Genomic DNA, 19,986 nt, shown 5'->3' on the forward strand with positions numbered 1-19,986 from the left:
TGGCCAAAGCCCATCAGCCGGAACGGGTCGTTCTTGTCCTTGGCGCGGGCGATGAATTCGGGGATGCGCTCGACCGAGCCGATCTCGCGCAGCATTTCCAGGCAGGCCTGGTTGGCGCCGCCATGCGCCGGGCCCCAGAGGCAGGCGATGCCGGCCGCGATGCAGGCAAAGGGGTTGGCCCCCGAGGAGCCGGCGGTGCGCACCGTCGATGTCGAGGCGTTCTGTTCGTGATCGGCATGCAGCAGCATGATCCGGTCCATCGCCTTCACCAGAACCGGGTCGGGCCGGTATTCCTCTGCCGGCACGGCAAAGCACATTTGCAGGAAATTCGCCGCATAGCTCAGCTCGTTCCGGGGGTAGATGAAGGGCTGGCCCAGCGAATACTTGTAGGCCATGGCGGCGATGGTCGGCACCTTGGCGATCAGCCGGATCGCCGCCACCTCGCGCTGCCAGGGATCGTTGATGTCGATCGAATCGTGATAGAAGGCCGACATGGCGCCGACCACGCCGACCATGGTCGCCATCGGGTGGCTGTCGCGGCGGAAGCCGCGGAAGAAATGGTGCATCTGCTCATGCACCATGGTGTGGCGAGTGATCCGGCTTTCGAAATCCGCCATCTGGGCGGCGCTCGGCAGGGCGCCGTAGAGCAGCAGGTAGCACAGTTCCAGATAGCTCGACCGCTCGGCCAGCTGCTCGATCGGATAGCCGCGATGCAGAAGCTCGCCCTTGTCGCCGTCGATATAGGTGATGGCGCTCTTGCAGGAGGCGGTCGAAGTGAAGCCGGGGTCGTAGGTGAAGACGCCCGCCTGGTCGCCCAGCCGGGCCACGTCGATCACCTCCGGGCCCAGCGTGCCGCGCAGCACTGGCAGCTCGACGCTTTCGCCGGCCAGCTGCAGGCGGGCGGACTGCGCTGCATTGATCTTGAGGCCGTCCATCGGCATCTCCTTGATTGATGATTGCCGGAGCAGCCTGCATCGTGCAGGGCCGCTCCGGCCTTCGGATCGCGGTTGGCTGTCCCTAGACGGTGACTTCGCGCTGCCTGGCCGCCTTGTTCCATGGCATGGCCATTTCCGCAAGCCAGGAGACCGCGGTGTTGAGCAGCGCTGACATGGCGATGATCGCGACCAGCGCGGCGAAGACCCCGGCAGTGTTGAACTGGCTGGAATTGTGCGACAGCAGATAGCCGAGGCCGCGGTTTGCGGCGATCATCTCGCCGACGATGGCGCCGATCATCGCATAGGGCACCGACAGGCGCAGCCCGGTGAAGACCCAGACCACGGCCGAGGGCAGCACCACCTTGCGCAGCACGTGCCGCTCGTTCGCGCCCATCAGCCGCAGGATCGAGACCAGTTCCGGGCTGACGCCGCGCACGCCGGTGAAGGTGTTCAGGAATACCAGGAAGAACACGATGGTGGCGGTCAGCAGGATCTTCATCTCGATGCCGATGCCGAACCAGATGATGAACAGCGGCGCCAATGCCACCTTGGGGATCGAGTAGAAGGCGACGATGAAGGGGTTGAGTAGGTCGGCCAGCCCCTTGGCGCGGCCCAGGACCACGCCGGCCGTCATCCCGGCCAGCGCGCCCAGGATGAAGCCCAGCACCGCCTCCAGCGCGGTGATGCCGGCGTGATAGAACAGCCGACCGTCCATCAGCCATTGCCAAAAAGTCACGGCGACCTTGCTGGGCGTGCTGATCAGATAGGCGGGGACCAGACGGCCGGAGACCAGTTCCCAAGCGGCAAGGATGAAGGCCAGGATGGCCAAGCGGGCCAGTTGCAGTTTCATGGCTCAGTCCTCCGTTCCATGGATGGCGGGCATCATCTCGTCCCAGAGCCTTGCGGTCAGGGCGGTATAGGTCGGGTCGTGGCGCAGCCGATAGAGGTCGCGATCCTTGGGCAGCGGGATATCCAGCACCTCGCGGATGGTGCCGGGCCGGGGGGTGAAGACGGCGCAGCGGTCGGCCAGCGCCACCGCCTCGTCAAGGTCGTGGGTGACGAACAGGATCGACTTGCCCAGCTGGGTGGCGATGCGGCGCAGCTCCACCTGCATCTTCAGTCGCAACTGCGCGTCGAGCGCGGCGAAGGGCTCGTCGAAGAGCAGCGTTTCCGGGTCATAGGCCAGCAGCCGCGCCAGCGCCGCGCGCTTGCGCATGCCACCGGACAGCTGGTTGGGATAGTTCTTCTCGAAGCCGGACAGGCCGACGAGCTGCAGGAGCTGGTCGATGCGGTCGCGGATCTCGGCCTTGCGCAGGCCTTGGATCTCCAGCGGCACGGCGATGTTGCCGGCGACGTCGCGCCAGGGCAGCAGGTGGTCGCTTTGCGTCATGTAGCCGACATGGCGGTTGAAGCCCTGCTGGACCTTGCCGCGATAAAGCACGCGGCCCGAGGTCGGGGCGAAGATGCCGGCCACCATGTTGAGCAGCGTGGACTTGCCGCAGCCCGAGGGCCCGACCAGACAGATGAACTCGCCCCGCGAGACGCTGAGATTGACGCCGGTCACGGCCTCGAAGGCGCCGAAGGATTTCGAGACGTTCTCGAAGCGCATGATCTCTTCCCGCGCCGGGGAAGGGGCTGGATGTGTCTCCGGGTGGAGCTTCGCCGACATGCTTGTCTTCGTATAGGTCACATTCTCCTCCCCTATGATTTCCAGAGCGTGGCTCCTTCTCCGTGCCTGCCCTGCTGGACCTCGTATCCGCCGCAGCCTCACTAGGGCGCGGCGCTATTCTTTTCATCCACTACCTCGCAACTTGCGTGCCAAAAGCAGAAGGATCCACACGACAAGTTTTTGGATGAAACGTGAGCGGGGCTCAGATGCCGGGCTGACCGGATGCGGTGGAGGCCCCCAGCAGCTACTTTAGCTTCGCTTTCTCATCTTCCAGCGCCTTCAGGCGTTTGGCCTCGGACAGCCAGACCTTATCGCAGGGCGGATGCTGCTGCCCAAGATTGCCAATGCGCTGCGGCAGTCGGTCGGCGACTCGGACACGTATGGCAGCGAACCGGGCTGAGAGCCGGACGATTATCTTCCTATACTAATCTTTTCCCCGCCCCGTGCCAAAATCAAGCAACAGTTCGGTTAGATTTTCTTGGTGTGGTTGGTTAGCGTCCGGCTGCCGGGCACGCTGCGGCTTCGCTTTCGTAGGTGGCTGGCACGCATCTTGCTGCCTATTGATCATAGCGGATCAATGTCGAGGGCCTCGGTTGATCCGAACCACTCTTGGAGCCGAGCTTTCGCATACAAGAACCCCGTCGCAAATCAGACAGGATCAAGGCATGACGCTGGAATACAAGCTACCCAATGTCTGAAGATCGTTTTTCATCGTGGATCTCGTTCAGGAAGGCAACCACGTGCTCGACATCAGCTGGGGTGGCGGTGGATCTGTGGAGATGCCCGCGACATAATCTACCGAGGCATCGTCGAAGATCGGCTTTTCGATCTGCTAGAAATGGGCAGCGTGAACGCGATCGCGCACCGCCTTCCGAACCGTAATGCTCATGCGGCCAAGGATCCTGCCGGCTGCCAGTCACCTTGGTGCAAAGGCAAGTATTTCTGGAATCGCGCCCCCGCAACCAACGATAATTGCGAAACCTCCAAAGCTCCGGCTGCGGAGGTTTTTTGCTGTCCGCGCGACGGCTTCCGCGAGCCGCCCGATTGCGCCAGCAGATTGTCCAGCGCCTCGGCTTCCGACAGGAAAGCCGGATCCTTCTTGCCGGCCGCGAAGCGCAGGATGGCGCCGAGATCGCCGCGTAGCACGATGGCCAGTTCGCCATCTTCCGGCACCAGCGTCACCTGATCGACCAGCGAGCGCAGGATCTCCGCCGCTTGGGCGCGGCTGTCCTCGTGCCGCAGGTTCTCCGAAAGTTCGGCGATGCGTTGGGCATAGAGCGCCGCCATGTTCGGATGCAGCAGGGGAGGCGGCTCGTCGGCATTGGCCAGTTTCTCCGTCAGTTCCGCCTTGCGCGCTTCGAGTTGCGTAATCTTGTCCTTGAGCGTCAACGGCGGGACGCCCTGCAGTATGGCGTCGATGGCCTTGTCGAGTTCTCGGATCGTGCGATCCAGGTCCCGGCGCGCGACCTCCAGATCGGCGCCACGCTCGATGCGCAACCGGTTCACCTCCCGAGTGAACTCGGCGCAGAATTCCCGAAACAGGTCCGGCTCCATCAGGTGCTTTTTGAGCCCGTTCAGGACCGAGGCCTCGAGCGCGTCGCGGCGGATGTTGACGCGGTTGTCGCAGGTGCCCTTGTTGCGCGCCGTCGAGCAGCCCAGCAGATCCTTCGAGATCATCGAATAGCCTCCGCCGCAGCAGCCGCATTTGATGAGACCCGCGAAGAGATGCTTCGGGCGGCGGCGGTCGTTCAGCGGATTGCCGTTGGGCCGCGTGCGGGTCGAAAAGGCCAGTTCGCCCTGGCGGGCCTTGACCGCATCCCAGAGGCTTTGGTCGACGATGCGCAGGTCCGGCACCTCCTGGATCACCCATTCGCTTTCCGGGTTCGGCCGTGAGACCCGGCGACCGGTGTCGGGATCCTTGACGTAGCGCAGCCGGTTCCAGACGAGGCGACCGACATAGAGCTCGTTGTTCAGGATGCCGGTGCCGCGCTCGCGGTTGCCATGGATGGTCGATGGCCCCCATTCCCGGCCCATGGGACCGGGCACGCCTTCGCGGTTCAGCGTCATGGCGATGGTGCGCGAGGAGAGTCCGGCGTTGTAGTCGGCGAAGATGCGGCGGATGACGGCGGCCTGCGCTTCGTTGATCGTCCGGTCGCCGCGGATCGGCTCGCCATTGGCATCGAACTGCTTGACCACGTCGTAGCCGTAGGAGTTGCCGCCGCCGGACTTGCCGTCCTCGACCCGGCCGCGCAGGCCCCGGCGGGTCTTGTCGGCCAGGTCCTTGATGAACAGCGCGTTCATCGTGCCCTTCAGGCCGACATGCAGCTCGCTGATCTCGCCTTCGGACAGCGTGAACATTTTTAGGTCGGCATAGCGCATGCGCTTGTAGATGCCGGCGATATCCTCCTCGTCGCGGCTGACCCGGTCCAGCGCCTCGGCCAGCACAATGTCGAAGCGGCCGCGCGTCGAATCCATGATCAGCGCCTGGAGGCCGGGACGCTGGATCATGCTGGAGCCGGAGATGGAATGGTCGGAATATTCCTCGACCACCGTCCAGCCTTCCTTCTCGGCACGCAATCGGCACATGCGGAACTGGTCGGCGATCGACGCCTCGCGCTGCAGGTCTGATGAATAGCGGGCGTAGATGGCAACCTTCATGCGCGGGCCTCCTGGTCAGTCGGGGTGGTCTCTGCCGTTCTCGCGATCTTCGGCCTCGACGAAATCCCGCGCCGCGCGCGGGGCCAGCAGGCGGACCAGGTCCGCAAGCCGCCGGTCCGGGGAGGGCAGGGGAGCAGCGGACTCCCGGGTGGGTTCAGGGACCACCCGCAGCCGTTCCGCAACTGTCTGCCTCCGCCGTGCCATTGCCCTGTTCCGCTCGCCGCGCGGTTGGATCCGCGCCAGAAGAATCGTGGCGCAGGACCAAGCGGAATCACAGGCGGGTTCGGGCGCATCGCATCAAGCCTCGGCGCAGTACAGCGTAAACCGGCGCTGCCGCGCCTGCTGCAGGGGGCGCTGCGCGGCGGCGTCATCGCAGCTTGGCGTAAAAATACTGGAAAGTCGCGGGATATCTGGCGGCGAGGGATGGAGATCGGCGGGGTTCCGCAGCTGGTGATCGAGCATCTAGGCATTCATGCTTCGCGTTCAGAGGCCGCTGCCCGAAGGCACGTCCTCATACTCCCCTTGGGAGGCCGAGGCTCAGTTGTTCCTCCCCGCCGTCCTCGTCTTGCGGTTCCAGAGACGATAGCGTGACGCCAAGCAGCCGCATGACCTTTTCCACCGGGAAGAACGATTCCAGCGACGCCGAGGTAATCATCGCAGGCTTCGCCGCACCCTGCGCGCAGCAAAGCCAAGCTCCACGCCCGGCACCGGTGTCGTCGCCCCGCCTGCGCCTATGAGCAGGGCGACGCCGAAATATCAGCCCTTCTGCGAGGCAAACGGCGCGCGATACTGCGACTGGCGTTCCAGCATCCAGCCCGGATATTCGGCGGGCAGCTTGGTCACCGCATCGAGCGCGGCCAGGTCCTCGGCGGTGAGCGCCACCTCGGTCGAACGGATATTGTCCTGCAACTGCTCGATCCGCTTCGCCCCAACGATCACGCTGGTCACCACCGGCTGATGCAGCAGCCAGGCCAGCGCCACCTGCGCCACCGTGCAGGTCTTGGCCGATGCGATCTCGCGCATTGTGGCGATGGCGGCATCGCCACGCGCCAGATCCACCGGCGGGAAGTCGAAGCTGGCCCGGCGGCCGTCGTTGGCGGTGCTGCCCTCGCTGTACTTGCCCGACAGGAAGCCACCTGCCAGCGGGCTCCAGACCATCAGGCCGAGGCCCTCGGCCTGCAGCATCGGCACGATCTCGCGTTCCAGATCGCGGCCGACCAGCGTGTAATAGGCCTGCAGCGACAGGATCGGCGCCAGCGTGCGCGCATCAGCGATGCCGATAGCCTTGACGATCTGCCAGGCCGCCCAGTTCGACAATCCGATATAGCGCACATGGCCCTGCCGCACGAGCGTGTCGAGCGCCTCGAGCGTCTCGGTGATCGGGGTCAGCGGATCGAAGCCGTGGATCTGGTAGAGGTCGATGTGATCCATCTGCAACCGTTCCAGGCTGGCCTTGGCCTGCGCCAGAATGTGGGCACGCGAGGCGCCGCGGGCGTTCGGGCCCTCGCCCATCACCCCCATCACCTTGGTCGCGATCACCACCTCGTCGCGCGGAATGCCGAGGTTGCGGATGGCCTGGCCGAGGATCCGCTCGCTCTCGCCGCCGGCATAGACATTGGCGGTATCGATGAAATTGATGCCGGCGTCGAAGGCCGCCTTGACCAGGCTGTCGGCCTCGTCCTGGCGCAGCTGGCCGATCTGGCCCCACAGGCCCTCCGAGCCGCCGAAGGTCATGGTGCCGAGGCAGAGTTCCGAGACCAGCAGGCCGCTGGGGCCGAGAGTGCGGTAGCGCATGGAATGTTCCTTCATGTCGGGTGGATCGCCGGGGCGGAATGCCGCCGGATCAGGACGAAGATAGGGCCGCCCTGCCCAAGGTTGCCACGCCGATCCTCGCAAATCCTTGCACGATCCTCTCATGCGCGCCGATTCCGGGCTGCGAACCACGCGCATAGATCCTAGATTGCGAGCCATGGAAAACGATCATCTTGCCCCGCTCAGGGAGCTGGTGGCCCGCCAGTGGCAAGCGCATGGCCGGGAAACCCCGATCGAGAGGTTGCTGCTGACCTCGGTCACGGCGCCGACCGGGCCGATCCATGCCGTCTACCGCCCGTCGCTCTGCGTCGTGGCGCAGGGCGCCAAGACCAGCATGCTCGGCGAGCGCGCCTATCGCTATGACGCCGGGAAATGCCTGATCGCGTCGATGGAGGTGCTGATCCGGGCGGAGATCACCCGCGCCACGCCCGACCGACCCTATCTGGCCTTCAGCCTGACGCTGGACCCCGCGACGATCTCCGACCTGTTGCTGGAACTGGATGGCACCGACGACGCCCCCGCCGGTGCGGCGCTGGCGGTGCATGCGCTTAGGCCCGAGCTTGCCGATTCGCTCTGCCGGTTGCTGGCCCTGTGCGACCGCGCGCGCGACATCGCGATCCTCGCGCCGCTAGTCCGGCGGGAGATCACCTGGCTTCTGCTGAGCGGACCGATGGGGCCGGCGCTGCGCCAGATCGGCCTGGCGGGCAGCCGCATGGCGCGGATCGGCCGGGCCATCGCCTGCATCCGCGAGGGCTTCGCGGATCAGCTGAACATACGCCAGCTTGCCGAGGTCGCCGGGATGAGTCCCGCGACCTTCCACCGCCACTTCAAGGCGGTCACGGCGATGACGCCGGTGCAGTACCAGAAGCAGCTTCGCCTGCAGGAAGCGCGCCGCCTGCTGCTCTCCGACGATGCCGATGTCGCCCGGATCGGCTACGCCATCGGCTATGAGAGCCCGTCGCAGTTCAGCCGGGAATATCGCCGCCTGTTCGGATCGCCGCCGGGGCGGGATGGGCAGGAGATCCGCAGGAGCCTCACCCCGCAGGTCGAAGGCTGAGGGGGCGGCAACATGGGCGGAAAGCGGTCTGACAGCAGTGCGGCGTCGCAGGTGCGGCGAACTTAAGAAAGCAGACACCCATGCGTTACGCAGCGGTCACCCCGCGCTGGTGCCTGCAACGGGGCGGAAAGCGGACGTGCGGCAGCGCCGTAGGGCGATCGCGGCATAGGAGCAGCCGTTCGGGCGAACCGCGCCGAGATTACAGTCGATTCCGCCCCGAGGGGCGGGCAGCCGAAGTTCGCTGCATGCGCACAATGTGAGGTGGTCGGTCGTAAAGCGGACGTTCACACGAAAATTGGCACACGCCCTACTTTTTGTCCCACTCCCAGCGATAAGGTAACCGACCGAGGTACAGTATTCTCATGTGCGGAAAAAATCTACTTTCTTAAAGGGCTGACAACTTTTCGTCTATTCTGAGTGCAAGCTCAGTCATTAAGTCTTTTGCTGCGGCCTCAAACTGAAGATAGTAATCAAGTTCATGAATAAACTCTCTCTCCCCGTGCGCAATCTTGTTGCGCCGATTTACAAGCGTAAAAATTGATCGGTTGTGGGACGACAGAGATTCCAGTTCAAGATCCGCATCCTCTAACAATCGTTTCAAAACCTTTGGGGAAAGGTTTGAGTCGGTGTCGACTTCCGGAAATGAGGCGGGCTCCGCAAGGACATCAACTTCAAAGCCGCGCATAGCGGCAATAAAGTTTACTGGCGGCAAGTTCCTGATGGCCTTCAGCTTTTCAGTCAGCGCAAATGCTTGAGTCTTGGGGGGAAAGTTTTCACATCTCTTTCCAGAGTTCTTGAGAGCATCGAAATAAACGGTTAGAGCAAACTTGCAAAAACCCTCATAATGGGCGTATAGTAACGCCCACGCTGCGCGAAACAACACGCGCTTCTCTCTTTCAGTGATGTCCTCGTTGGCGAGAAACAATCGAAGAACAGCCAGTTCCGCTTCACGCCAATCGAGATCATGCTCGATCTCATCAAAATGAGTCATCAATCGAGCAACGCTTCTCGGACAATTCTGATCCTCTCCTCCATTTTGCCCTTGGAGTTCGCACCTGGACCGCTAGCCGCCTTGAATTCCTCGCTTTCAAAGGCATTGCTAAGGTTGGTTTGCAGAGTTATCGGGTCAGCGATTCTGAGTTCACCGAAGCGACCAGCTAGCGCTCCAACCACTGCTTCAAAGTATGCAGGCGCAAGGCGGCCAAACGCCTGTCCATCTCGGGATCTGGAGAAGGCGGCATCGCCGAACTTCTCTGCAATGAAAGCAAAGAAGCTTCCGAACTCATCCGGGTCAAATTCAATTCCATCGCGCTTAAACAGGATGTCTTCCATGAAGTTATCCAACCATTCCCGAACATTTCCGGAGAAGCTGCCTTGATAGTACCGGACAGCGAAATATCGCAAAACCAGTTCTTCGTCGGCCCGCCGTTCTCGGTCAGGTTCAGGCAGGCGAATGATAGCCTTCTTGAAATTCGGGTCCGCAGCCAGTTCCTGCAGCGTGTTGTAGAAGTCTGCGCCGCCTGAAAGCATCCGTGATGAACAGTTGCGAATTTCTTGAGCCGACAGCAGCGAGCCGCCGGTGTTTAGGCGCTTAAACATTTCGTATTTCACATAATCGTCGCCGCTTCGCTTGATGATCACAGCGCGAATAGGAGTTCTTTTCAGCCTAAGGCGAATTGAAGTGCTGAAGTCTTCGAACTTCATTCCATTGATCTCGTGCAGAATATCGCACCCGGCCAGAGTGAGCTCTTCCTGCCCAACTGATTCGTGATCTAAGAACTGCAAGACAGAGCTCGTGCGCTGAAGCCCGTCAATCAGCTCAAGAACACCATTCTCGTCCTCAATCAGAAAGATAGGGGGGATGGGGAGCCGAAGTAGTATGGATTCGATCAGGCGTGAACGCTGCTCGACCGACCAGCGGAACAGCCGTTGATACTCAGGCCTGATAACGATTTCGCCATCCTTGTGCAGGTTCAAGATTTCACCAAAGGAAAAATCGACGGCTTCTGTTCTTATTTCGTTGCTTTCGATGCTTTCCATGGTGGTCCCAAACTACGTATTCGGTGATGTCATGTGACACCAACCTATTACGTGGGCAAGCAAAGGCCAAGACAGATTTAGCGCGAAGTTTCCTTTGCTGCGGTCCCACTTGGGATCAGCGGACTGGCGGGAGGCACCACAGCGCCAAGCGCAAGGTCCCGATGTAGATCGAGTTCCGCGACAGGCCTTGGCGCGGCGGACAATACCCGTCCCGGAGCGTCTGACCGCTTCCGCGACACCACACCGCGGCGAAAAACTCTGGCAAATGTCCGCAAAGGGCCGATCATGTTGCTGTCAGCGATGCGCCAGATAGTCCGCTGAAACATAACCCGAGATACCAGGCCTGTCGGTGAGTGAGACCCTGCACCAGACGTTACCGTTGTTCATGACGCAGTTCTGGCGGGTGAGACGCGTTCCGTCGGGCAGACCGATAATGATGTTGTGGTTTAGGCCAGGGCCTTCGCGAAGCTTCAGGAGATCGTCTGGCCCGACGCCCTTGACCACTGCACCAGAACCGACCGCGCATCCGGCGGCGATCATGAGAGCGAGAAGAGCAGCAAAATGAGTTCGCATTGCCTGACCTGAATCGTTATGCCATCACTAGGTCGTGTTGACAAAAGGGATTCCTCTGGCAGTCGTCCTATGATTCAAGCTCATCTCTACGTGGGAGATGAACCGGCTCTGGATGGTCAGTTTCTTGATCTTCTCCCTCTCTGCCAGAATGGCCGTGCCGCGTCCGACTACCATCAGCTCGAAGCGCAGCACCTCATAACGTCCGAGACAGGAAGCGGGGCACAAGCCGAATACCCCATCTGACCCCAGGTCAATCGCCAGCAAGCCGATCTTTGTCGTCATAAGTGCGCCCTCCGCTCGGTTCCAATCAAACCATCATGGCATATGAGATGCCGTTGGGTGGGGGCATCCACCGCATCAGTTCACCACCCCTGTTCACCCGAGCCGCGAACAAAACCGGTCCTGCTCAGGAAAATCGCCGGGCGAAGGATTGTGCGACCTCTTTGAAGGCGTCGATGCAGGCGCCGACGACGCGCGAGGGTCGGGCGTGGGGAGACGTCAGCAGCAGGGTCCTGAAGTGGATCGCCGGCTCGAACCGCCGCAGGACCACCTGCTGGTCACGGAAAATCTCGGCGGTGAGCGGGTTGACGATGCCGACCCCGACTCCCGCCGCGATCATCGCGCAGACGGTCGAGGAATAGGGTGTCTCGAACACGATGCGCGGCGCCGATCCACAGGCCGAAAAATGCGCATCGGCTTCCTTGCGCGTGGTGTCCTCCGGCGCGAGTGCCACGAAGTCGAATCCGTTCAGGTCGCCGGCTTGGACGACGTCGTGGTCACAAAGCGGATGCCCGGGCGGCAGACCCACCATGGCGCGAGAACGAAGAAATGGGCGCGCTTCAACACCCGAAAGGTCGATCTCGTCGGCGGCGAGGCCGAAGTCAAACTCGCCTGAAATGACCAGGTCGCGCACGACCGAGGACATATGCGTCTGCATTGTCACGGCGATGTCGGGGTGGTGGATGCGGAACCGGGCGAAGGCGACCGGGGCCAGGGTCGTGCTATGCGCGGACAGGCAGGCGAACCGGACCTGCCCCGCACCGAAGTCCCGGATTCGCGCTGCCGCCGCTTTGAGCCGCGACATGCCGACAAAGCTGGCCTCGACCTCGCGGTGCAGAAGCTGCCCCTCGACCGTCGGCACCATCCGGCCCTTGACCCGCTCGAACAGCGCGAACCCGATCTCGCGCTCCAGCTCCATGATGGCCTTGCTGGCCGAGGGTTGCGAGATGCGCAGCAGTTCGGCGGCGCGCGAGACGGTGCCGACGGTGATGACATGGTGAAAGATCTCGATATGGCGGCTGTTCATCACGCGCCCCCCCAAGCAAGGTATTCCTGCAGTGAATGATTTTATCATATCTTGATATTGGACGGAATAGGGATGGCGCTCTAACCTCGCTCCCATGACCGTTATCTCAGAGAGTCTCATGCGCGATCAGACATGCTGCGTCAAAGTGCCCGCGATCAGCGAGGACGGGTTCGCCTCGTTGGCGATCGCGACCCATAGGGCCAGCACCATTCCGTTTCCAGATGCGACAGCATATCAGAACCGCGCCTCGCGCGCGCCGGACGGCTATAGCTACGGGTTGGCCGGCACGCCCACTACGCGCGCGCTAGAGGCGCAAATCAGCGCGCTGGAGGGCGGCGCGCGGACCGCGCTGCTGCCTTCGGGGCAGGGCGCCGTCATGATCGCCATCCTGGCGCTGCTGAGCCGCGGCGAACAGTTGCTGCTGCCCGATTCCGTCTATCCGCCGGCGCGCCAGCTTGCCGTGCAGGACTTGGCCCGCTATGGCATCGAGACGTCCTTTTACGATCCCTGCTCGATCACGGACCTTGCGTCCAAGATTACCCCCGCTACCCGGATGGTCTGGATCGAGTCGCCCGGATCGACGACGATGGAGGTGCAGGATTTCCGTGCCATCGCCGATCTGGCCCATACCAATCGCGCGTTGGTCGGCTGCGACAATACCTGGGCCACGCCCTTGAACTTCAAACCGATCCAACACGGCGCCGACCTGGTGGTCGAGGCCCTGACCAAGTACTTCGCCGGCCATTCCGACGTGCTGATGGGGTCGATCACCACGGCCGACGGCCAGGTCGGGGTGCGCATCAAGCAGACGATGAGCCGGTTCGGGCTTGGCGTCTCGCCCGACGATTGCGCGCTGGTGCTGCGCGGCATCCAGACGATGCATGTCCGCCTGCGCCATGTCGCCGCGGTCTCGCTGCGGCTGGCGGAATGGCTGGCCAGGCAACCGGTGGTGACGCAGGTGCTGCATCCCGCGCTGCCGGGCGCGCCGGGCCATGAACTGTGGCGGCGCGACTTCTTGGGGGCCAGCGGCGTGTTCAGCCTGGTGCTGAAGCCCGAGGCGGCGGCCCATCTCAACCCGGCGCTGGACAAGTTGCGCACCTTTGCCATCGGTGCGTCTTGGGGCGGCACCCACAGCCTGCTCGCGCCAATGGACGTCGCCACCAGCCGCAGCCTGCCGCGTCCAGGCGCCCCGACAACCTACCTGCGGGTCAGCATCGGCCTTGAGGCCGAGGAAGACCTGCTGGCCGACCTGGAAACGCTTTGCGCCGAACTGACAAGGCGAACCAGTGCCGAGACCGAAGCCGGCTGATCGCCGGTGTCCCACCCAACAGGAGAACAAACAGATGATCACACGACGCTTCATGATGGCCGCGGGCATCGCCTTGGCTGCGCTGACCCCCATCTCGCTCGCCCATGCCGACGCCGCCGCCGACATGGCCGCGCGTTTTCCCAACGGCACCGTCACCATCGGCATCCACAACCGCGCGCCCTGGGGCTTTCGCACGGCCGAAGGCGATGTCAGCGGCTATCATCCCGACCTCGTGCGCGCCGTGTTCTCGTCGCTGGGCATCGACAAGGTCGATTTCGTCGCGGCCGAGTTCGGGGCGTTGATCCCCGGGCTGCAAGCCAAGCGCTTCGACATGATCGCCTCTGGCCTGGCCATCACCCCTGAGCGTTGCGAGCAAGTGTTGTTTTCCGAGCCAGACCTGACCATCGTCGACGGCCTGCTGATCAAGCAGGGCAATCCCGAGGGGATCGATTCTTATGCCGATTTCATCGAGAATCCTTCACTGATCCTGGCCGGGGGCCGCGGCACGCTGAATTCTCGCCACGCGATGGACGCGGGCGTGCCGGAAGACCAGATGCTGCTGCTGCCCGAAACCAACGACCTGGTGTCCGCCGTCCTGACCGGCCGCGCCCATGCCGCGACCATGTCGGCGCCTTCGGTGATCGGTTTCCTGGCCGATCCGAACCTGGCCGACAAGGGGCTGGAGCGGGCCGAGCCCTTTACCGGCCTGATCCTTGAGGATGGCACGCCCGCGGCCATGTATACCGCGATCGGCTTCCGCACAGACGACACTGCCCTGCGCGATGCCTATAACCTGCGGCTGGCTGAGGTGATCAAGTCGGGGGAACTGCGCGAGATCATGGGCAAATACGGGTTCGGCGAGGCGGAGCTGCCGCCCGCCCGCTCGACTGCGGACATCTGCGGCAAATGAAGCCCGGCAAGGAGATGAACAGGGCAAGGGGCCGGTGACGTGACATTCGGGCAGATTCTTGCAGGGATATTTCAGGGCTTCGACGTGACGGCGGCTGTCACGGGCTACGGCCTGCTTTGGGCGATCCCCTTCGCGTTCGCGGCCGGCGTCCTGCAACATTTCACCCGCGGGCTTCCGCGCCTGCTGGTGACGGCGGTGATCGAGTTCTGGCGTTCCTCGCCGGTGCTCATCACGCTGTTTGTGATGTATTATTCGCTTCCCAGCTTTGGCATCAACCTGTCGGGGATCACGGTCGCCGCCATGGCGCTGGGGCTGAACATCGGCGGCTATGGCAGTCAGGCGGTCCGGGCGGCGTTGCAATCGCTGGATCGCGGCCAAGCCGAGGCCGGGCTTGCCCTTGGCCTGCCGCGCTGGCAGGTGCTGGCGCTGATCGAGATGCCGCAGGCGTTCAAGTCGATGCTGCCCAGCTTCGTCAACCAGTTCATACAGCTGGTCAAGGGCACAGCGCTGGTGTCGCTGATCACGCTGACCGACATGACGTTCCGCGCCAAGCAGCTTTCGCAGCTCAGCTACGACCCGGTGGGCACCTATACCGGGCTGCTCGTCGCCTATTTCATCGTCTGCTACCCGGCCACCATCCTGGGCCGCGAGATCGAGCGGCGTGTCATGAAAGGGCGCAAACTTGAATTTTGATCTCGACTTCGCGCTTTCCACGCTGCCCACCATCCTGCGCGGGCTGGGCACCACGATCTGGGTGGCTATCGCGTCCTGCATCGGCGCATCGCTTCTGGGCTTCCTGTTCGAGGCGCTGCGGCGCACCGGGCGGATCATGGGCTATCTGATGCGGTTCGTGATCGACTTCATCCGCTCGACCCCGGTGCTGGTGCAGATCTATTTCCTTTACTACGTGCTGCCGTTCTACGACGTGGTGCTGCCGGCGCTGGTGGTCGGCGTTCTGGCGCTGTCCGTCTATTACAGCGGCTATCTGGCCGAGGTGTTCAAGGCCGGAATCGACGCGATCCCGCAGGGCCAGCCCGAGGCCGCCAAGGCGCTGGGCCTGACGCGCGCCGACACGCTGCTGCGCATCATCGCCCCGCAGATGCTGCGCAACATCGCCGCGCCGATGGGCAACTACTTCGTCTCGATCCTGAAGGCGACGCCCTACCTCGCGGTCATCGCCGTCCCCGAGATGCTGGGCAACGCCCTGGACATCGGGTCCGAGACCTTCCGCTATTCCGAGCCGATGCTGATGGTCGGCGCGGTCTTCCTGATACTCGCTGTCTCGATCGCCTGGGTGGTTCGCCTGTTCGAACTCCGGCTTATGGCCTCGGCCAAGCGCTGAGACTCGCATGAAAACGGAGTTTGTTGCTGTGGCCCAAGATATCGCCGTCCCCGCCGTCCAGATCGAAGGCGTGAACAAATGGTATGGCAGTTTCCAGGCGCTCAAGGACATCTCGCTGGATGTCTCCGGCGGCGAAAGGATCGTGATCTGCGGACCCTCGGGGTCCGGGAAATCGACCCTGATCCGCTGCATCAACCAGCTGGAGACGCATGATTCCGGCCACATCGCCGTGAACGGCTGCGAGGTCGGCCCCAAGGTGCGCAAGATGCACGAGATCCGCCGCGACGTCGGCATGGTCTTTCAGCATTTCAACCTGTTTCCGCACCTGACGGTCCTGCGCAACTGCACCATCGCGCTGACGCGCGTGCGCAAGACCCCGCAGGCGGAGGCCGACAAGATCGCCCTGCGCTATCTGGAACGGGTGCGCATCGCTGACCAGGCCGGGAAATATCCCAACCAGCTTTCCGGTGGCCAGCAGCAGCGCGTGGCGATTGCGCGGGCGCTGTGCATGAACCCGCGGGTGATGCTGTTCGACGAGCCGACATCCGCGCTGGACCCTGAGATGATCAAGGAGGTGTTGGACGTCATGACGGATCTGGCACAGGACCGGATGACCATGATCTGCGTCACGCATGAAATGGGCTTTGCGCGCAAGGTCGCCGACCGGGTGGTGTTCATGGATCGCGGCGAGATCGTCGAGATCGCGCCGCCCGCCGCCTTCTTTGAAAGCCCGCAAAGCGAACGTGGCCGGCTGTTCCTCAGCCAGATACTATAAGAGGCACGCCATGACGAAAAGCAGGGTTTGGTCGGGCATCGACCTTGATGCCCAGGGCAAGGATGCAGATTTCCTGCGCATCCCGCATTCGGTCGATACCTCGGCCTATGGCTGGGTGCCGGTGCCGGTCATCCGCATCATGAACGGCACGGGGCCGACCGCGCTGCTGTGCGCAGGCAACCATGGCGACGAATACGAGGGGCAGGTCGCGCTGCTGGACCTGGCGCGGCAGATCGAGGCGCGCGACATCCGCGGCCGCGTCATTATCCTGCCGGCGCTGAACTATCCCGCCGTGGCGGCCGGGCGCCGCGTCTCGCCCCTGGACGAGGGCAACCTGAACCGTGCCTTTCCGGGTGATGCCGCCGGCTCTCCGACGGAGATGCTGGCCCATTACATCGTCGAGGAACTGTTCCCCCGCACCGATCTGGTCATCGACCTGCATTCCGGCGGGCGCTCGCTGGAATACGTGCATTGCGCCTTGGGCCACTATGGCAAGGGCGAGGACACCGACGCCAAAATCCGGCAGCTTCTGGACGTCTTTGCCGCGCCCTTCAGCATCCTGACCCAGGGCGGGGGCGGGGGCGGCGACACGACGCTTTATGCCGCTGCCGCCGCGCGCGGCATCGCGGCGATCACGACCGAACTGGGCGGCGGCGCCCGCATCGACCCGGTGGGACGCGCCTGTGCCGACGCCGGGGTCCGGCGCGTCCTTGCGCATTGGGGCATCTGGGGCGACGACGCGCCCGCCAGCCCCGCGCCGTCCCGCCTTGCACGGATGCAGCCGCGCAGCCTGTCCGTCTTTGCCCCCCATGGCGGCATATTCGAACCTTTCGTCACGCCCGGCAGCGCCGTCACCGCAGGCCAGCCCGCGGGCAGGCTTTACGACCCCGAACGCCCGCTGCTTCCGCCGACGGAACTGCGCTTCGTGACGGACGGGATCGTGTCCTGCCGGCGGGCGCTGGCCCACACCCGGCTGGGCGATTGCCTGTTCAACCTTGCGGAGCCGCTTTGAGCCGCAATCTTGCATGGCCGCGATGATCCTTGGGGGCAGCGACGACACCCTGCGCGGCATCGGCCTGCGCGTGCTGTCGGGGGTGTTCTTCGTCGGCATGGTTTCCAGCGTCAAGCTGGCCTCGCCGAGCGTTCCATTGGGGCAGATCGTGTTTTTCCGCTCGGCCTTCGCGCTGCTGCCTCTGGTCGTATTCCTGCTGTGGCGGCAGGAATTTCCTGCGGGCCTCCGAACCGAGCGCCCCTTTGGCCATCTGGCCCGGTCGATGCTGGGCGGGATCGCCATGTTCACCTCCTTCGCCGCCATTACCCGGCTCAGCGTGGCTGAGGCGGTGCTGCTGAGCTATCTGACGCCGATCATCCTGTCGCTGCTGGCCGTCCGCCTGCTGGGCGAGCGGCTGACGCCTGCGCGGGCCGCCGGTCTTGTCCTGGGCATCAGCGGCGTGGCGATCTTCGTCGCCCCCGACCTGCTGGCCGAGATCGGCCGCGACGCGGCGGCGCTTGACCTGCGCCGCCTCAGCGGCATCGGGCTGTCGCTGCTGACCGCGCTGCTGACCGCCGGCGCGCTTGTTCAGATCCGCAAGCTGGCCGCGACCGAAAGCGCGGGGGCCATTGCCTTCTGGTTCGCCGTGGCCACCAGCCTGGGCGGGCTGGCGACATGGCCGCTGGGCTGGGTCTGGCCCACGCCGGAGGCCGCTGTCTTCCTGGTCCTTGCCGGCCTGACCGGCGGGTTCGGGCATATCGCCATGACGCTGTCGTTCAAATATGCCGAGGCGTCGGCCATGGCGCCCTTTGAATACCTGACGCTGGTCTGGACGATCCTGCTGGACTGGCTGGTGTTTCGCAGCCCGCCCGGCGCGTCCTTCCTGCTGGCCGTGCCCTTCCTGCTGGGCGCCTCGGCGATCACCTTTGCCGCCGGGGCGCGATTGCAGTTCCGCCGAAAGCGGCGCTAACAGGCCGCTGAATTAGTCGGCTCTCGACGTGGTTTGCAGAACATGATTCATCACCGACAAGAAGACGGCGGAGGTGATCATGCGGGGCACGGACGAGACGAGCGGATCGCTGTTCAGTTATGTCGATCTTGAGAACCGCATCCCTGAGCGACACCCGCTGCGTAAGATCCGACAGGTCGTGAATGACGCGCTTGCCAGTCTCAATGAGGATTTCGACCGTCTTTATGTTGATTTCGGCCGCCCCTCGATTGCACCGGAGCGGCTGATCCGGGCCAGCCTGCTCCAGATCCTGTTCTCGATCCGGTCCGAGCGGCAGCTGATGGAGCAGATGCAGTATAACCTCTTGTTCCGTTGGTTCGTGGGTCTCGGAATTGATGATGCGGTCTGGGTGCCGACGGTGTTCACCAAGAACCGCGACCGGCTGCTGACGACCGAGATGTCGCGCAAGGTCATGGCGGCAATCCTGGCCCATCGCGAGGTCGCGCCCCTCCTGTCAGACGATCACTTCTCGGTCGATGGCACCCTCATCAAGGCTTGGGCGTCGATGAAAAGCTTCAAGCCGAAGGCCGAGGACACGCCGCCCGACGACGAGGGCCCTGGCGGTCCGCCCGCCCAGAATGACGTCCATGACAACCAGGCCGCCGCCGCTAACCCCGAGATTGCCCCAATGTCCCGCGCCAACCACCGCAGCCGCAATGCCGAGGTCGACTTCAAGGGCGAGAAGCGCTCTAACGCGACCCATGCCTCTACGACCGACCCGGAGGCGCGCCTTTACAAGAAAGCCCCCGGCGCGGGTGCAATGCTCTGCTTCATGGGGCATGCCTTGATGGAGAACCGGCATGGACTGATCGTTCAGGGCGACCTGACACAGGCCGACGGCCACGCCGAGCGGAAGGCCGCGATCGACATGCTGCATCGCCACTCTCCTGGCTCAACCCGGAAGCTGACACTGGGGGCTGACAAGGTCTATGATGCCGCCGGCTTCGTGGCCGATAGAGGTGGACCCGCCTGGTGAGACAGTTTGGCGGCTTGGCTAAGGTGGATCGGGTTGGTTTCTATGCCGCCAGTCGCTCCGTCATTTCCGCCGTAGCATAGACCTCGTCGGGTGTCCTGCCGCCGAAGGTCGAGTGCGGGCGTCTCTCATTGTAGTAGGCTATCCATAAACCGATCCCGTTGCGGGCTTCGCTTCCGGTCTCGAAGGCGTTGAGGAAGACGCACTCGTATTTGAGGCTGCGCCACAGCCGCTCGATGAAGACGTTGTCCATCCAACGGCCGCGCCCGTCCATCGAGATGCTCAGGCCTGCGTTTTGGAGGGCGGTCAGGCTCTTGTTTTGATGCGCCAGCTGTCGTTGCCGGTTTCGACGATGTCGCAGTGGTGGGTGAGACGATCGAGCAGCGCGGTGGTCATCTTCGCGTCTCCGAAGACGGTCGGCCACTCNCCGAATGCNAGGTTGGTGGTGACGATGACGGAAGTCTGCTCGTAGAGCTTGCTGACCAGATGGAACAGCAACTGGCCGCCGGATTGGGCGAATGGCAGGTAGCCGAGTTCATCGAGGATGACGAAGTCGAGTCGCATGAGATGTTCGGCCAGGCGGCCGGCCCGCCCTGCACGGCCCTCGGCCTCCAGCCTGTTCACGAG

The 19,986-nt window shown here is 63.5% G+C and carries 20 protein-coding genes and 2 pseudogenes; 9 read left to right on the plus strand and 13 right to left on the minus strand.

The window, feature by feature from the left end; genetic code table 11:
* The 6 genes from gltA to L632_RS0121715 all read right to left on the minus strand — a co-directional run.
* Positions 1 to 935, minus strand: a 935-nt coding sequence (gltA, locus tag L632_RS23370; RefSeq protein ID WP_036699133.1) for a citrate synthase, incomplete at its 3' end; no start/stop codon positions are given.
* A gap of 82 nt (positions 936 to 1,017) precedes the next feature.
* A complete protein-coding gene (locus tag L632_RS0121695; RefSeq protein WP_028717594.1) occupies positions 1,018 to 1,785 on the minus strand; it encodes an ABC transporter permease in 768 nt (255 codons plus the stop codon).
* Between the two features lie 3 nt (positions 1,786 to 1,788).
* Positions 1,789 to 2,544 carry an ABC transporter ATP-binding protein gene (locus L632_RS0121700; protein ID WP_156933709.1) on the minus strand — a complete coding sequence of 252 codons (756 nt, stop codon included), beginning with the start codon at positions 2,542 to 2,544 and terminating at the stop codon, positions 1,789 to 1,791.
* Positions 2,545 to 3,489: 945 nt separating this feature from the next.
* Positions 3,490 to 5,262, minus strand: coding sequence for a recombinase family protein (locus L632_RS0121705; RefSeq protein ID WP_028717596.1), 1,773 nt, complete (start codon positions 5,260 to 5,262; stop codon positions 3,490 to 3,492).
* 297 nt (positions 5,263 to 5,559) lie between these two features.
* Positions 5,560 to 5,724 carry a hypothetical protein gene (locus tag L632_RS24545; protein ID WP_156933710.1) on the minus strand — a complete coding sequence of 55 codons (165 nt, stop codon included), beginning with the start codon at positions 5,722 to 5,724 and terminating at the stop codon, positions 5,560 to 5,562.
* A gap of 294 nt (positions 5,725 to 6,018) precedes the next feature.
* A complete protein-coding gene (locus tag L632_RS0121715; protein WP_028717597.1) occupies positions 6,019 to 7,056 on the minus strand; it encodes an aldo/keto reductase in 1,038 nt (345 codons plus the stop codon).
* Between the two features lie 175 nt (positions 7,057 to 7,231).
* Between L632_RS0121715 and L632_RS0121720 the strand changes: the two genes are divergently transcribed.
* Positions 7,232 to 8,131 (plus strand): AraC family transcriptional regulator, encoded by a 900-nt coding sequence (locus tag L632_RS0121720; RefSeq protein ID WP_028717598.1) that lies wholly within the window; start codon positions 7,232 to 7,234, stop codon positions 8,129 to 8,131.
* Positions 8,132 to 8,516: 385 nt separating this feature from the next.
* On the opposite strand, the gene L632_RS24550 is transcribed toward L632_RS0121720, so the two are convergent.
* From L632_RS24550 to L632_RS0121735, 5 genes are all read right to left on the minus strand, one after another.
* Positions 8,517 to 9,122, minus strand: coding sequence for an MAE_28990/MAE_18760 family HEPN-like nuclease (locus tag L632_RS24550; RefSeq protein WP_156933711.1), 606 nt, complete (start codon positions 9,120 to 9,122; stop codon positions 8,517 to 8,519).
* Positions 9,122 to 10,171, minus strand: a complete 1,050-nt coding sequence (locus tag L632_RS0121725) for a DUF262 domain-containing protein (RefSeq protein ID WP_028717599.1) — start codon at positions 10,169 to 10,171, stop codon at positions 9,122 to 9,124. Before L632_RS0121725 ends, L632_RS24550 begins: the two co-directional genes overlap by 1 nt.
* Positions 10,172 to 10,465: 294 nt before the next feature.
* A complete protein-coding gene (locus tag L632_RS24150) occupies positions 10,466 to 10,744 on the minus strand; it encodes an SH3 domain-containing protein (RefSeq protein WP_084196764.1) in 279 nt (92 codons plus the stop codon).
* A 27-nt stretch (positions 10,745 to 10,771) separates the two neighbouring features.
* On the minus strand, positions 10,772 to 11,026 hold the full coding sequence (locus L632_RS0121730; RefSeq protein ID WP_028717600.1) for a hypothetical protein: 255 nt from the start codon (positions 11,024 to 11,026) through the stop codon (positions 10,772 to 10,774).
* A gap of 124 nt (positions 11,027 to 11,150) precedes the next feature.
* Positions 11,151 to 12,050, minus strand: a complete 900-nt coding sequence (locus tag L632_RS0121735; RefSeq protein WP_028717601.1) for a LysR substrate-binding domain-containing protein — start codon at positions 12,048 to 12,050, stop codon at positions 11,151 to 11,153.
* 118 nt (positions 12,051 to 12,168) lie between these two features.
* Between L632_RS0121735 and L632_RS0121740 the strand changes: the two genes are divergently transcribed.
* The 8 genes and pseudogenes from L632_RS0121740 to L632_RS23375 form a co-directional block, all read left to right on the plus strand.
* Positions 12,169 to 13,359, plus strand: a complete 1,191-nt coding sequence (locus tag L632_RS0121740; RefSeq protein ID WP_028717602.1) for a PLP-dependent aspartate aminotransferase family protein — start codon at positions 12,169 to 12,171, stop codon at positions 13,357 to 13,359.
* Positions 13,360 to 13,393: 34 nt separating this feature from the next.
* Complete coding sequence (ehuB, locus tag L632_RS0121745; RefSeq protein WP_051476522.1) at positions 13,394 to 14,269, plus strand: ectoine/hydroxyectoine ABC transporter substrate-binding protein EhuB; 876 nt, start codon at positions 13,394 to 13,396, stop codon at positions 14,267 to 14,269.
* Between the two features lie 39 nt (positions 14,270 to 14,308).
* Positions 14,309 to 14,962, plus strand: a complete 654-nt coding sequence (locus L632_RS0121750; protein ID WP_028717604.1) for an amino acid ABC transporter permease — start codon at positions 14,309 to 14,311, stop codon at positions 14,960 to 14,962.
* Positions 14,952 to 15,611 carry an ectoine/hydroxyectoine ABC transporter permease subunit EhuD gene (ehuD, locus tag L632_RS0121755; RefSeq protein WP_028717605.1) on the plus strand — a complete coding sequence of 220 codons (660 nt, stop codon included), beginning with the start codon at positions 14,952 to 14,954 and terminating at the stop codon, positions 15,609 to 15,611. Before L632_RS0121750 ends, ehuD begins: the two co-directional genes overlap by 11 nt.
* 7 nt (positions 15,612 to 15,618) lie before the next feature.
* On the plus strand, positions 15,619 to 16,386 hold the full coding sequence (locus L632_RS0121760; RefSeq protein WP_051476523.1) for an amino acid ABC transporter ATP-binding protein: 768 nt from the start codon (positions 15,619 to 15,621) through the stop codon (positions 16,384 to 16,386).
* A gap of 10 nt (positions 16,387 to 16,396) precedes the next feature.
* Positions 16,397 to 17,398, plus strand: coding sequence for a succinylglutamate desuccinylase/aspartoacylase family protein (locus L632_RS0121765; protein ID WP_028717607.1), 1,002 nt, complete (start codon positions 16,397 to 16,399; stop codon positions 17,396 to 17,398).
* 13 nt (positions 17,399 to 17,411) lie between these two features.
* Positions 17,412 to 18,347, plus strand: coding sequence for a DMT family transporter (locus L632_RS0121770; RefSeq protein WP_028717608.1), 936 nt, complete (start codon positions 17,412 to 17,414; stop codon positions 18,345 to 18,347).
* A gap of 79 nt (positions 18,348 to 18,426) precedes the next feature.
* Positions 18,427 to 19,341, plus strand: a pseudogene (locus L632_RS23375) (IS5 family transposase); the annotation flags it as partial.
* A 61-nt stretch (positions 19,342 to 19,402) separates the two neighbouring features.
* Here the strand turns inward: L632_RS23375 and L632_RS0121780 are convergent.
* Together L632_RS0121780 and L632_RS23380 are read right to left on the minus strand one after the other, a co-directional pair.
* A pseudogene (locus L632_RS0121780) lies at positions 19,403 to 19,660 on the minus strand (integrase core domain-containing protein); the annotation flags it as partial.
* A 5-nt stretch (positions 19,661 to 19,665) separates the two neighbouring features.
* Positions 19,666 to 19,986, minus strand: a 321-nt coding sequence (locus tag L632_RS23380; RefSeq protein ID WP_036699166.1) for an ATP-binding protein, incomplete at its 5' end; no start/stop codon positions are given.

The organism is Paracoccus sp. J39 (assembly GCF_000518925.1).
Classification (GTDB): domain Bacteria; phylum Pseudomonadota; class Alphaproteobacteria; order Rhodobacterales; family Rhodobacteraceae; genus Paracoccus.